General features: G+C 61.0%; 13 protein-coding genes and 1 pseudogene. 9 read left to right on the forward strand and 5 right to left on the reverse strand.

Features of this window, described 5'->3' with window-relative positions; all coding sequences use genetic code 11:
* The first annotated feature begins 12 nt into the window (after positions 1-12).
* Positions 13-1,686: an amidohydrolase gene (locus tag RCH21_RS09390; protein ID WP_326964133.1), complete on the forward strand. Its 1,674-nt coding sequence runs from the start codon at positions 13-15 to the stop codon at positions 1,684-1,686.
* Positions 1,687-1,909: 223 nt separating this feature from the next.
* Here the strand turns inward: RCH21_RS09390 and RCH21_RS09395 are convergent, their stop codons facing one another.
* Complete coding sequence (locus RCH21_RS09395; RefSeq protein ID WP_326964134.1) at positions 1,910-2,212, reverse strand: DUF4193 domain-containing protein; 303 nt, start codon at positions 2,210-2,212, stop codon at positions 1,910-1,912.
* Between the two features lie 490 nt (positions 2,213-2,702).
* On the opposite strand from RCH21_RS09395, the gene RCH21_RS09405 reads away from it, so the two are divergent.
* Positions 2,703-2,825, forward strand: coding sequence for a PDDEXK nuclease domain-containing protein (locus RCH21_RS09405; protein WP_326964135.1), 123 nt, complete (start codon positions 2,703-2,705; stop codon positions 2,823-2,825).
* A 165-nt stretch (positions 2,826-2,990) separates the two neighbouring features.
* Here RCH21_RS09405 and RCH21_RS09410 read toward each other — a convergent pair whose 3' ends face one another.
* From RCH21_RS09410 to RCH21_RS09420, 3 genes are all read right to left on the reverse strand, one after another.
* Positions 2,991-4,439 (reverse strand): site-specific recombinase, encoded by a 1,449-nt coding sequence (locus RCH21_RS09410; RefSeq protein WP_326964136.1) that lies wholly within the window; start codon positions 4,437-4,439, stop codon positions 2,991-2,993.
* Positions 4,440-4,500: 61 nt separating this feature from the next.
* Positions 4,501-4,839 carry a helix-turn-helix domain-containing protein gene (locus RCH21_RS09415; RefSeq protein ID WP_087026839.1) on the reverse strand — a complete coding sequence of 113 codons (339 nt, stop codon included), beginning with the start codon at positions 4,837-4,839 and terminating at the stop codon, positions 4,501-4,503.
* A gap of 16 nt (positions 4,840-4,855) precedes the next feature.
* Positions 4,856-5,962 carry a tyrosine-type recombinase/integrase gene (locus RCH21_RS09420; protein ID WP_326964137.1) on the reverse strand — a complete coding sequence of 369 codons (1,107 nt, stop codon included), beginning with the start codon at positions 5,960-5,962 and terminating at the stop codon, positions 4,856-4,858.
* A 374-nt stretch (positions 5,963-6,336) separates the two neighbouring features.
* Here RCH21_RS09420 and RCH21_RS17165 point away from each other — a divergent pair.
* Together RCH21_RS17165 and RCH21_RS17170 are read left to right on the forward strand one after the other, a co-directional pair.
* Positions 6,337-6,648: pseudogene (locus RCH21_RS17165) on the forward strand (zinc-binding dehydrogenase); the annotation flags it as partial.
* A 146-nt stretch (positions 6,649-6,794) separates the two neighbouring features.
* The gene (locus RCH21_RS17170; protein WP_120150238.1) at positions 6,795-6,935 is read left to right on the forward strand and encodes a zinc-binding dehydrogenase; all 141 of its coding nucleotides are present in this window, start codon (positions 6,795-6,797) and stop codon (positions 6,933-6,935) included.
* A 390-nt stretch (positions 6,936-7,325) separates the two neighbouring features.
* Here the strand turns inward: RCH21_RS17170 and hxlA are convergent, their stop codons facing one another.
* Entirely contained in the window at positions 7,326-7,949 is a 624-nt protein-coding gene (gene hxlA / locus RCH21_RS09430; RefSeq protein ID WP_326964139.1) for a 3-hexulose-6-phosphate synthase, read from the reverse strand.
* A gap of 458 nt (positions 7,950-8,407) precedes the next feature.
* Between hxlA and RCH21_RS09435 the strand changes: the two genes are divergently transcribed.
* The 5 genes from RCH21_RS09435 to RCH21_RS09455 form a co-directional block, all read left to right on the forward strand.
* Positions 8,408-8,785: a cupin domain-containing protein gene (locus RCH21_RS09435; RefSeq protein ID WP_326964140.1), complete on the forward strand. Its 378-nt coding sequence runs from the start codon at positions 8,408-8,410 to the stop codon at positions 8,783-8,785.
* An 8-nt stretch (positions 8,786-8,793) separates the two neighbouring features.
* The gene (locus RCH21_RS09440; protein WP_326964141.1) at positions 8,794-9,279 is read left to right on the forward strand and encodes a dimethylamine monooxygenase subunit DmmA family protein; all 486 of its coding nucleotides are present in this window, start codon (positions 8,794-8,796) and stop codon (positions 9,277-9,279) included.
* Positions 9,276-10,256 (forward strand): PDR/VanB family oxidoreductase, encoded by a 981-nt coding sequence (locus tag RCH21_RS09445; RefSeq protein ID WP_326964142.1) that lies wholly within the window; start codon positions 9,276-9,278, stop codon positions 10,254-10,256. Before RCH21_RS09440 ends, RCH21_RS09445 begins: the two co-directional genes overlap by 4 nt.
* Positions 10,257-10,381: 125 nt before the next feature.
* Positions 10,382-11,254, forward strand: coding sequence for a heme-dependent oxidative N-demethylase family protein (locus RCH21_RS09450; protein WP_326964143.1), 873 nt, complete (start codon positions 10,382-10,384; stop codon positions 11,252-11,254).
* A 57-nt stretch (positions 11,255-11,311) separates the two neighbouring features.
* Positions 11,312-12,417, forward strand: a 1,106-nt coding sequence (locus tag RCH21_RS09455) for a copper amine oxidase (protein ID WP_442784689.1), incomplete at its 3' end; no start/stop codon positions are given.

The following is a 12,417-nucleotide window of genomic DNA, read 5'->3' on the forward strand; positions in this document are numbered from 1 at the left end:
GGTATCGACTCAATGACCCCCACCAGTACCACCTACACCAACGCCATCCTCTTCACCCCTGAAGGGCCGGTCGAGGGCTCCATCACTGTCAGCAGACAGGTGATCACAGCGGTCAGCCTCGCATCGACGACGTCGGACGACTCGGCCTCGTCGGATCGGACAATCGACCTCGGCGGCCGCTTTGTTCTCCCCGGCTTCATCGACTCCCACACGCATCTGCTGATGCTCGGACAGTCACTACAGAAGGTCCAACTGCGGGAGGCCAGGACGCCGGAAGACATCCAGGCCGCACTCCGGGCGGCGCGCGAAGCAGATCCGGGCGCACAGCGAATCCTCGGCTCCGGCTGGCTCTACAGTGCGACCGGCATCGAAGGGCCGCACCGGGATCTTCTTGATGCTGCAGTCAGTGATATCCCCGTCTATCTCGACGCGAACGACCTTCACTCGGTCTGGGTTAATACAGCCGCGCTCGCGGAACTGGGAATCACCGAAGACACCGAGGATCCGATCGGCGGAACCATCGCTCGAGACCCGGCGACGGGCACCGCGACAGGGATGATCCTCGAAACGGCAGCTCAACAGATCGTGTGGCCAGCGCTTGCCTGTCAGGCTACAGATGCTGATAGGGACTCGTGGCTGGAAAGTGCGATGAGGCGCTATGTCGCCAGCGGTGTGACGAGCGTCGTGGACATGGCTGTCGCCCAGGACGACCTCGATACTTTTCAACGGGCTGAAGAACGGCATGGCGGACACCTTCCACTGCGCATCAAAGGACACTGGTTCATCCACCGCCGCTCGACGCTTGAAGAGAACCTTCGACAAGTCGCCAAAGCCGCCGAGCTCGCGGAATCCACCCGCGGGACATCGGTGAGGATGGTCGGTATCAAACTCGTCCTGGATGGTGTGATCGACAGCTGTACCGCTGCGATGAAGGAGCCCTACGTCGACGGGACCCTGGGAGATCCCATCTGGGATCGGGACGCCCTCATTCCTGTGGTTGCCGCTGCGGATGCTGCGGGACTGCAAATAGCCATTCACGCGATCGGCGACGAAGCCTCGGACATTGCATTGGATGCCCTCGAGGCCGCGTACGAACAGAACGGCCACCTCGAGCGCCGCCACCGCATCGAGCACCTCGAGACAGTGACGCAGGAGAACGTTCGCCGCCTTGCCGCTTTGAACGTCGTCGCTTCCATGCAGCCTGTCCACGCCGATCCCGCCATGCAGGAGAACTGGAGGGCGGTGCTGGGAGACGAACGTATTGAGCGGGCCTACCCCTGGACCGAATTTGTCGACGCCGGAGCCACTCTCGCGCTGAGCACCGATGCGCCCACTGCACCGCATGCACCACTGCCCAACATGTTCATCGCGACCACCAGAAAATCGGCACTGGACCCGAACCTTCCCGCGAACCTACCCACGTACGCGCTCAGCCTGCAGGCTGCGTTGCAGCACGCCACGAAAGATGCAGCATATTCATGCAGAGCCGAAGGTGAGGAGGGAAGCCTCGCACCCGGATTCTTCGCTGACTTTGCAGTCCTCGAAAGCAACCCCTTCGACGATCATCCTGAGGCTCTGCTCCTCAACAGCCCGGTTCTGGTGGTGTCCGACGGCCGGGTCCGGTTCGACGCACACAACGGATATGAAGAGGCCCACACCACGGACGCTCGCACCGTTCATTCCTGATTCGGCGGAGTGTGCGAGGCCTTATGTCAACCTGACCATCCATTCCCAAGCCAGGGGGAGGGCCCGGCCCCTGTCAGGCAGGCGACTGCGCCGAGGATCGATAGGGGAGGCTGTTCCTTTACAAGGAGCCCGATAGATCTACTTGCTGCGGAAGTAGCGTGTGCCGCAGCGGACGGTCGGGTGTTTTCGCGCGTCCATCAGGGACGTAGCGGCTCGTCGACTGTCATCCTTCGCACTCGGCGCAGTACTTGTCGCCGTTTCTCTCACGGGCGAGCTGAGTTCGGTGGTGGACGAGGAAGCATGACATGCAGGTGAACTCGTCTTCCTGGACGGGGACGACCTGAACCAGGAGTTCTTCTTCAAGGATCGCGCCGGGCAGGTCGAAGCCCTCGGCGGTGTCGCTGTCCTCGACGTCGATGACGGAGGTTTGCGTGGTGCTGCTGCGCTGGGCTTGGATCGCCTCGAGCGACTCGTTGGCGGGCTGGTCTTCCGGGCGAACGCGGGGCTCGTCGTAGTCGGTTGCCATGAGTGTCTCAGTCCAATCATTGAGGGGGTGTCGCAATAGGTTACATGCGTCCACGAGGTGGTTCGGTTCCGTTGCGCCGGCAGTCGATTCCTGGACTATTCGGAGAGGGTGGGCACGGACTTTGTTCGAACCGGCATGAAGAACAGAACTTATTGATCTCGTGCATACATCGCCACCGTGCTGTTGGTGAAGGTTCCGATGGCAGCCTCATGACTCGGCGGCCGATGGTGTTGGTGCTGAAAGATCGCCTAAGTAGTGCCCGCCACAGCGCCCAGCGAACAGTCGATACGCAGCTGATCGAGCTGTACTGAGGTATTGGTCGAGACGTGCTTGCGCGTCAGGAGGAGGACGGATGGGGGAGTAAGGTCGTCGCCCTGCTGGCATCCGACCTTCGAAGTGAGTTCCGTGATTGGACCGGCTTCTCGTCACGGAACCTGCAGTACAACACTCCGGGAACACGTGTCCAGGATTCGAGTTCGTCGGGCGACAGGTGCACTTTGAAGTTGAGGGCGATGACCTCTACATCGACTTGTTGTTCTTCCATGTGGAGCAGCTGCGCTATTTCGTCATCGAACTCAAGACCGGCACGTTCCAGCCCGAGTACGCCGGCTAACTGAACTTCTCCGTAGAACCTTCCCACGGCTGAGCAACGCGCCCTGCCGCCGGCCGATGAACTCACGGCGGCCTTCGACCAGATCGCATCTGGAAGTACCAAAGAGGAGGGGCTCCCAGCCCCTCTCCAAACCACAAGCGGGAACGGGACTTATCGTTTTGAGTCCTAATCGCTGCCTGGTTGTCGGTGTTTGGGTGGGGTGTGGGTGGGGAGAGGGATTTTTCCTGCGTAGCTGGCCATGGGTGTGCCGGCGTCGGTGGCGTGTTTGTGGATGACTTGGTAGCTGTAGCCGAGGGCATTGGCGACCAGTGTGGGTGGTAGTTCCTGGATCAGGCCGCGTAGGGCGGTGTTGCGTGTTTCGCCGGGGTTGATGCCCAGGGTACGTAGTTGGCCCATCATCGTGTCGGCGTGGATGTGTTGTCCTGGGATGGTGCTGGGGAAGAGCCATTGGTTCCCGCGGTTGCCGGTTTGCTGGTTGGGTCGGTGGTGGAGGTATTCCCAGAACATGGGGGCTATCTGGGCGGGAACCAGGACGGGGGTGTTGCCCAGGTTCAGGTGCAATCCGTTAGGTAGGGCTTGGATGTCGGAGCATTTTAGGGCGGTGATTTTGCCGACGGGTTGACCGAAGAGCAGCAGAATCAGGGCCGCGATCCGGTAGGTGAGGGGTGTTTCGCTGGATTCCACGCAGTTGCGGATGAGTTCGAGGCGTTGTTGCTGGGTGATCAGGGGTGTCGTGGCGGCGTAACGGTGCGGTACGTGGATCTTGTCGATGTCCTTGTTCTTGATGAGCCAGATGATGAACGTGCGGATCGTGTATCGGGTGGAAGGCCCGTCGGCGAGGTATTGGTTGATGTGGGCCTGCTGTATGCCGGTGCTGGTCAGGTCGTGGGTGGTGTTGAGCCAGGTGAGGAACTTCCCGGCTTCGGTGATTTCCTGTTTCGCGGAGCGGACGGCCGTGTTGAGGTTTTTGTCTGGGGCGGCCATGGCGCGGAGGCGTTTTAGGTGGTGCCAGCGGGCGAAGCGTTCGATGGGTGTCTGGATGTGTGGGGTGTGGGCGAGGTCCAGGATCCGGGTGGTCAGCCAGCGTTCGAAGGCGGCGAGTTGGCGGTCCCGGTCCTCGAGCATGCCGTGATGGATGAGCAGTTCCCGTAGGTATTCCACGGACCGTGATCCGGGCAGGGCGTCAAAGGCTTCGTGGGTGAGTGCGATGGTGCGCGTGCCGAGTCCTTCGAGGAGGTGCCTGGTTTTGGCTCCTCGCATCCAGGTATAGACGCTCTCGGGGCGATCGGCCTCGGCCAGGACACCGATGAGGCGTTTGAGACGCAGGTCTGGGGGATTGTTGGGGTGCAGGAGCTGGTCCAGGTCGGTCTTGAGTACGCAGCGGATGCAGTGGCCGGCACGGAATCTCTCGGTTTCGGCGCCGCACCCGTCGCAGGTCATCTTGGTGGTGATGCCGGCGCAGTCCCGGCAGGTGTGTGCCCCTTCCCGGGTTCTGCCCGGGAGCAGTCTTTCGTCGCCGCAAAGGACACACGTTCCCTGAGTCCTCAGGGCGGTGGTGAAGCAGATCCCGCAGACGGGTCCGTCGGGCCAGTTCACCCGGATTTTGGCGGCCATGCGATTGCATCGGGCGCACTGGTGTTCGCCGTGAGACCGGGGCCGGCCACGCGGGGCGGGTTCAGTCCTCAAGGATCCGTGCCCTGACGGGTTTGTAGGCGTCAGCAAAACGGACCACGTTTTCCCCCGAGGTAACGGCCTGTTGCTGGCGTTTGGACCTGGCATCGGTGGCAGTGAAGGTGAACAGTTCGTTGGCTTCGACGCCGAAGATGTCGCAGAGGGCAGCCAGGAGCTGGAAGGAAATCCGTTCCGGGTTCTGGCTGACCATGCGGTAGATCTGCGACTCGGAGAGCGTGATGCCCCGTTCACGGAGCGGTCCCACGAGCTCACGGGTCGTGCGCATGCCGTGCCGGGCCATCAGTTCCCGGGCCCGCCACCGGTATTCGATATCCCGTTTCACTTCCGTTGCTCCTTTTTCATCGTGGTTCCTCGTTCGGTCTGACGGCCCTGTCGATCATGTCTTCAAGCACCCGGTTGAGTTCACTGGTCTGATAGTCGCTGGAAACGGCCGTATAAAGGGAGGTCGTCGAGGCGTGTTCGTGGCCGACCTGCCGCTGAACGAAGGTGTGGTCAAAGCCGAAGTGCTCGAAAAGGTGGGTCACGTAGGAACGGCGCAGGGAATGCATGTCCAGTCCCGGTGGATAGCCGAGCTCATCGATGTAGTCACGGAAGCGACGGTGCAGGTTGGACTTGGGAACCGGCAAACCATTGGCCGTGGGGAAAACCTCCGACACGGCCGGAGCGAGCCAGGGCAGACCAACCCGGATCCAGGTATCCAGGACCTCGGGGGACCAGTCAAAAACCGTCAGCACGGAGCGTCTTTTGGGCGGGGAACCCCGCTGCGCCTTGCCATACCGGACCTGCAGGACACCGAACTCACCGAACTGCGGCGCCCGGTGGTTCCGGGAGAAGTCCACCGTCTGCAGGTGCGTGGCCTCATTAGCCCGCAACCCCCAGGCATAAGCGGTCTTGAACACGGTCGCGTCCCGGTAAGCGGCCACCGCACCCTTACGCCCCGACGCCAGGACCCGTTCGACCTCGAGGTCAGCAAGATCAAAAAACCCCTGCAGCTCGACCCGGGTGAACGGCCTTTTCGCCGGGGCCTGTTCATTGTTCTGCACGTGCCGGGCCCGGTTGAACTCGGTAATGATCTGGGCAGGGGAGCGGCCAAATCCCTGCTGACAGATCCGGTCCCACTCATAGGCCGGATCTGTCAGGAAATCGCAGAACACCTTCAGATGGGTTTGATACGCACGGATCGTCGCGAAGGCCAGATTCAGGATCGAGCGCTCATGAGCGAAGAACTCATCAGCATCACCGACCGTCCAGTCCCACGGAAAATGCCCGGTGTAATCCACGAACCGACGGACCAAGCTCTCACGTCCCCGGATTGTGCCCGCCGTGAAGTTCCTGGCCAGCTGCTGCTGCTTCCAGCCCGTGAGCATCTCCTCGAACACCGCATCCGCACTGACGGCTTCCTGCCGCAGCGGAAGCCTGATCAATCGGCCCTCCAACGGGTCCATCACGGCCTCCGAAGCCTCTGCAGATAATGCACTCAGAGTGCATAAAATGCGAACGCCCGTCAAGGAAACCCCGAGAATCCGCGGAACCACCGGTCGCGTCGGCAGCTCAACTAATCAACCTCGTCACCTAGCGCGCTAACGTCGGCCGAAACTCTTCACAGCCTTACATCCCTGTAACGACGCGGAACTCAGCGCTCAGGCAGCAGGACGAGGGGGAGTCGTATCACCGAGTCCTATTCAGCAGATCCTGCCATTAGATCTCTTCTACCTGACATAATGTAGATTATCGGCGGTCAAAATTGGGCAGAGGAGTGCCTTCACCATTGGCTTTAGCCGGGCGCTCGAGGTCTGCTTTGAGTATCCGACCGGTGTACGTGGCAATCCTCGACGGCGCCCTCACCGCCCTGCCGTTCCTGAGAGACGTCGCAGGTCTCAAGGCCGGGCAGAGCGTCCTGATCAACGGCGCCTCCGGCGCCATAGGCACGGCTGCTGTCCAATTCGCCAAACACTTCGGAGCAGATGTCACCACCGTCTGCAGCACCGCAAACCTTGATCTGGTGAAGTCCCTAGGGGCCGACGAAACCATCGATTACAAAGCCGAGGACTTCACGGAGACCGCCGAGTCCTACGATGTGGTCTTCGACGCCGTCGGAAAAAGCTCCTGCACCCGATGCCGGAAGGTCCTGAAGCCAGGCGGGACCTACCTCACCACCGTTCCCACCCTCCCCGTCCTCCTCTGGACACTTCTGACCCCACTGTTCGGTAGGACCCGGGCGAGGATCGTGTTCACCGTACTTTGGAAGCCCCCGCCATCGCAGCGGACGTGCAGTTCATGGGTGACCTGGCAGCATCCGGACACTACGTCCCAGTCATCGATAGGACCTACCTCCTGGACGAAGCAGTCTCCGCGCACGCCCACGTCGAATCGGGACACAAGAAGAGCAGCGTCGTCATCTCCCTAGGTTCTCCCTGAAGCCGCGCTCGATGCCCCTGCTGTCATCGAACTCTGAACAGGACCACTCGCCCGGGAAAGCAGCCTCTCCCCCGCCTACCTGCAGAGCTGCCGCGACACCTCGGCCAGCGATAATGCCGCTTGCAGGACACGTTCCCTGTTGTGGCGCACACGCCGTTCAGCTCTAAGTACCTCAGTCACTTTCCAGCCCTCCATCTGCGCCGCTGCACACCCAACGCATGACCTGACCGCCGCACATTCCAATAGCAAGTGGGTGTGCCGCGAAACCTCGCCGCCCCGCTTACGTTGCTCTGCGCCGTTCTGGAGGATCTGTGAAATCTGTGGTCTGAGCCCCTGGATGGCGTCCCGGGCTTTTTCTCCAAGCCTGGGACGCCACCATCATTCGAAGGGTTAGGCGACGGCGTCGCGGAGTTCCTTCGCTGCCACGGCTGGGTCGGCGGCGCTGTAGATCGCGCCTCCGGCAACAGCTACCTCGGCGCCGGCCTTCTTGACGTCTCCGATGGTGGCAACCTTCACGCCGCCCGCTACGGAGAACGGAACACGGGCCTCTGCGCCGGCGCTGAGGAGTCCCTTCAGGTCGAAGCCGGGCTTGGCCTGCTCGTCCAAGCCAGCGTGCATCTCGACGAACTTCGCACCCAGGGCGTGGACTTCCTTGGCGCGCGTGACCTTGTCCGCTACGCCGATGAGGTCGACGACGACGCCCTTGTTGTGGGCCTTGGCGGCCTTGACGGCACCAGCGATGGTGGAGTCATCGGCGGTTCCGAGGACGGTCATCAGGTCAGCGCCGGCCTTGAACGCGATGTCTGCTTCGAGCTCTCCGGCGTCCATGGTCTTCATGTCAGCGAAGACGATCTTGTCCGGGTGGGCTTCCTTGATGGCAGTGACGACGGAGAGTCCGGCGGCCTTGATCAGGGGGGTGCCGAGTTCGATGATGTCGACGTACTCGGCGACTTTGCCTGCCAGTTCGAGGGCGTCTTCGGTGGTGAGCAGATCGATGGCTACTTGGAGCTTCATGGTGTTGTTCTCTTTCTGCAGGAAACTGCGGTGGGTATGAAAGTAGTCCGGGGTCCTCTGAAACAGCCGGAAAGGCGCCCGGTGCGCAGACCCAGGGCAGAACTATGCCTCTCGTCAGCAGAGGATCGCGTAGTTGTGATGCGGGTCACAGCGATGCCAACTGTTACAGGAACAAGCGTCTTAGTCAATAGTGCATGGGAAACGGGAGGGTCGGGCGGCGTGGAGAGCTGCGAGGAAAAATTTTCCTGAACGGTTGACTTGTACACCCGTTCGTGTCACCGTATTGGTACGGGCAAAGGTGATCAGGATCACACGCGTGGAGCTCTGATCGAGTCGGACCACTTCCTAACAGTGCTAAACCCTCCAGGTCCTTCAAATGCTCGTCCCGGTTCGCAACCTCAGCGCGGTCGCAGCACATCAGTTCTGCCGAATCTCGCCCCATTTTCAAAGGAGAAATCATGGAAGCCCTCACAGGAACCCTCAGCAAGGCCGGATCCATCCACAAGGTCGAAGGCGGTCACATCGGACTGCCGTCGATGAATGAGCCCGGGGTAGAAGCTGCCATCGGCGACTCCCTCTCCAACCCGGGTGGGTCGGTCATGTGTTCGGGCTTTTTCGAACTGAAGGCCGGTAAGCCCCTGGAATACACCTACACCTACGACGAGATGAAGGTTGTCGTGCAGGGCGAGTTCATCCTCACCGACCTGGCAACCGGAGAAACGACGCACGCGAAGGAACGCGACGTGCTGTTCTTCCCCAAGGGCACGGCCGTCAAGTTCGAAACCCCCGACTACGCCCTGGGGTTCTTCGCCGGCGACCGCAACTTCGCAGCCTAAGCCCGACCATGCTTCCGGTGTCGGTGCTGCCCGCGGCAGCTGCTGGTTTGGAGTCGGGTTTCCGCGGTGTCATCTGTGTGGCGTTCGGTTCATCAGATGGCACCGCGGGTCACGAAACCGGTGGACGGCCCAGGCTGGATCTTCGCTTCAGGTCCGCAAACCCTCAAGCCCTGTCGGATCTGAAGGTCGTGCTGGGAGCCTCGCGCGTCGGGGCTCGACTGGTCCTCGCCGGTCCTCCAGCCGACATCCACGCAGCCGCCTCGCTGGCCGCGGGTTGTGGGTTGACCGATGAGGAGATGACCTTGCTGCCTGATGAGACTGGACCGCGAGTCATCTTCTGCGGGCATTGCCACACCCGCACAACAACTGATCAGCCGATCGGTTCCGAGGTGGACTGCCAGGGGTGCGCCACGACCTTATATTTCACCGACCACTTTTCCCGCCGTGTTGGTGGGTATCTGGGATTCTCAGCGCATGCGGAGGAGACAACATGACAGTGACGGCTCTCGCAACCGGTATTCATCCTGCGGTGGAAGGCGGCCTTCAGTTGGAGGTGAGGGATGTCAGCAGGCAAACGGACTCCATTGTCAGTATCACGTTTGCTGACCCGTCAGGTGGGACGTTGCCGTCTTATGTTCCGGGAAGCCACCTCATTGTTCAGTACGCAGATGGAGGCGCGAATGCCTACTCCCTCACCGGGTCAGGCAATAGTCCTACGCAATACACGATCTCCGTCCTTCAGGTCGAAGGGGGTGCTGGCGGCTCTTTAGCCATGCATCGTCTTGTCATCGGTGACCGGGTTCATGTGTCCTTGCCCCGCAGCGCTTTTGCTCCCGCGGCAACAGCTACGCACCATCTGCTGATCGCCGCGGGGATCGGTATCACCCCGGTGCTCTCCCACGCCCGGTACGCCGCCGAATGGGGTACGAAAGCATCCCTGATCTACGTTTACCGGCCTGGCGCGGGGGCTCACGTTGATGAAGCGAGGGAACTGCTCGGACCAGCCCTGACGGAGTGCAGCAATCGTGAGAGTTTCCAGAAAACCCTGATGGAAGCTCTCGTGAATCAGAAACTCGGAACCCACCTTTACGTCTGCGGGCCGACAGCCTTCATGGACGGAGTCCTCGACCAGGCGCAGGACCTTGGCTGGCCCAAGGGATTGCTGCACTCAGAAGCCTTTGGTGCGGCCGAACTCGATGCCGGCGAACCGTTCGCGGTCAACCTCGCCCGCAGTGGTGTCAGGTTGGAGGTTCCGGCTGGCGTCTCATTGCTGGAAACCCTTGAAAACGCAGGAAAAAGTATTCCGAATATGTGCCGTAAGGGTATTTGCGGTGAATGTGTCTTGCCTGTACTTCGTGGGAAACCCTTGCACCGGGACCTTTACCTGACGGACCAGGAGAAGGCCGAAAACACCACCATCATGTGCTGTGTCTCGCGCAGCGTAGACGAAGAATTGGAGTTGGACCTGTGAGTATCACCACCGGAGAAAAAAACTCGGATACCTCTGTCCTGCCCGAACGAATCAGACGCTTTCCCTGGCCTTTCATCGCTGAGAATTATCGCTACAGCGCCAACGTCGAACCGGCCCACAAGGTAGTGAAGACCGAAGTGGGTGAATGGGGGGGCTCCCTGATCGACATCGACGAGTACTACCTCCAGGAACTGAGTGAACGCGACGCGATACTGGACAGAGATCCCTCACGCCTCCAGTTCCTTCCTCACATGCGGCCCGCTATCTGGGACGCCATCACTACCCTGCTGCCCGCCATGGCAAAGGACTACCCAGACACGATGTCCTTCACCAGGGAGGATAAGAATTGTCGCTGGCGCAACGACCTGCAGAACCTCGACGTACAGTTCACCGTCGGCGACGACGACTCACTTCCCATGGGTCCGCTGCGGTTCCTCGGCAGCCAGATCCAGGACGACATGGCATTCCTGGACAAGCGTGAGGACGCACTGTGGCTCGACGCAGGAATCATCACCTTCGCCGCGGACTGGTCCATCGGATTCGACACCGGCATGAAGTTCCACGAGATCCACGGCCCCGTCCCACGGATCACTGAAGAACGCATCGTGAGCCGTGCCGAGCAGTTCCTCCTGCGCCTGCAGCCCGGTGAGCAATACCGCAGGACCAACTGGACGATGACAATCGACCACCGTCTGGACACATCGACCGAAACATACCCGCAATGGGCCCATGACCGCAGCACCCTAGCTGAGGACCCCAACTTGCCGGAGCGGCTCCACCTACGGGTCGAGGTACAACACCTCGTTTGCCTTCCACACACCGGAACTGTGTTGTTCCTGATCCGGTCCTATCTCCTGCCTCTCACCGACATCGCAAAAGTACCTGCTTGGCGGGAAAACCTCGGCCATGTCCTGGCAGAACTTCCGGACGACATGGCCGAATACAAGGGCTTCATCCGATACCGCACAGCGGCATCTGAATGGTTGTTGTCCAGCTAACCATCGGCACAGCGTATTTTCCATCAAATTTCGATTCACAGATTCAAGGAGAAAATCATGAGTATCGACAGTGATGTCAACACCGTAGTTGGGGTGGAGTACCCCCTTGATCCGCTTTCCCGTGATGAGATTTCGCGTGCGGCTTCGATTTTGAAGGAGGGGCCGGCTGCGGCGGAGTCGTTCCGTTTCATCAGTATCGAGCTCCGTGAGCCGGCGAAGGATTTGCTGCGGGCCGGTACTGAGACGGTGCGTGAGGCTGACGCGGTCCTGATCGATCGTGCCGAGGGGCGCTCTTATGAGGCGATCGTCGATCTTGATGCGGGCATCGTCTCGACGTGGACGCAGCTGGATGCCGGAGTGCACCCGCCGTTCATGCTCGATGAGTTCGCCGAGGGTGAGGAGAGCTGCCGGAAGAATCCCGAGGTCATTGCGGCCCTGGCCGCTCGTGGCATCACCGATATGGGATTGGTGTGTTTCGAGCCGTGGTCGGTGGGCTACTTCGGTGAGGACAATGAAGGACGGCGCCTGATGCGCGCCCTGGTCTTCGTCCGTGACGAGCCCGACGACAGCCCGTATGCGCACCCGATCGAGAACTTCATCGTCATCGTCGACCTCAACACCGGCGAGGTCGTGCAGCTCCAGGACGATGAGAAGACTCCTGTTCCGGCCGCTAGCGGCAATTACCTGCCCAAGTACGTCGGGCCGGCCCGGACCGATCTGAAGCCCATTTCCATCACCCAGCCCGAGGGCCCGTCCTTCACGGTGACCGGTAACCATGTCCAGTGGGCCAACTGGACGTTCCGTATCGGGTTCACCCCCCGCGAGGGCCTGGTCCTGCACCAGCTGCGCTACCAGGACAAGGGCGTGGAACGCCCGGTCCTGAACCGTGCGTCCCTGTCGGAGATGGTCGTCCCCTACGGTGACACCGCCCCGGTGCAGGCGAAGAAGAACGCCTTCGATTCCGGTGAGTACAACATCGGCAACATGGCCAATTCCCTCACCCTGGGCTGTGACTGCACCGGTGAGATCCAGTACTTCGACGGCATCACCACCGACAGCCTCGGCCGGCCGGTGACCATCGAGAACGCGATCTGCATGCACGAAGAAGACGACAGCATCCTGTGGAAGCACTGGGACTTCCGCGAGAATACCGCCGAAACCCG

This window comes from Arthrobacter sp. PL16 (assembly GCF_035985055.1).
Classification (GTDB): Bacteria; Actinomycetota; Actinomycetes; order Actinomycetales; family Micrococcaceae; genus Arthrobacter_D; species Arthrobacter_D cheniae.

What these genes read in the sequence shown, in the direction of transcription:
- RCH21_RS09390 (WP_326964133.1), top strand. Translation starts at nt 13, where the DNA reads ATGACCCCCACCAGTACCACCTACACCAACGCCATCCTCTTCACCCCT.
- RCH21_RS09395 (WP_326964134.1), bottom strand. Translation starts at nt 2,212, where the DNA reads ATGGCAACCGACTACGACGAGCCCCGCGTTCGCCCGGAAGACCAGCCC.
- RCH21_RS09410 (WP_326964136.1), bottom strand. Translation starts at nt 4,439, where the DNA reads ATGGCCGCCAAAATCCGGGTGAACTGGCCCGACGGACCCGTCTGCGGG.
- RCH21_RS09420 (WP_326964137.1), bottom strand. Translation starts at nt 5,962, where the DNA reads ATGGACCCGTTGGAGGGCCGATTGATCAGGCTTCCGCTGCGGCAGGAA.
- RCH21_RS17170 (WP_120150238.1), top strand. Translation starts at nt 6,795, where the DNA reads ATGGGTGACCTGGCAGCATCCGGACACTACGTCCCAGTCATCGATAGG.
- hxlA (WP_326964139.1), bottom strand. Translation starts at nt 7,949, where the DNA reads ATGAAGCTCCAAGTAGCCATCGATCTGCTCACCACCGAAGACGCCCTC.
- RCH21_RS09435 (WP_326964140.1), top strand. Translation starts at nt 8,408, where the DNA reads ATGGAAGCCCTCACAGGAACCCTCAGCAAGGCCGGATCCATCCACAAG.
- RCH21_RS09440 (WP_326964141.1), top strand. Translation starts at nt 8,794, where the DNA reads ATGCTTCCGGTGTCGGTGCTGCCCGCGGCAGCTGCTGGTTTGGAGTCG.
- RCH21_RS09445 (WP_326964142.1), top strand. Translation starts at nt 9,276, where the DNA reads ATGACAGTGACGGCTCTCGCAACCGGTATTCATCCTGCGGTGGAAGGC.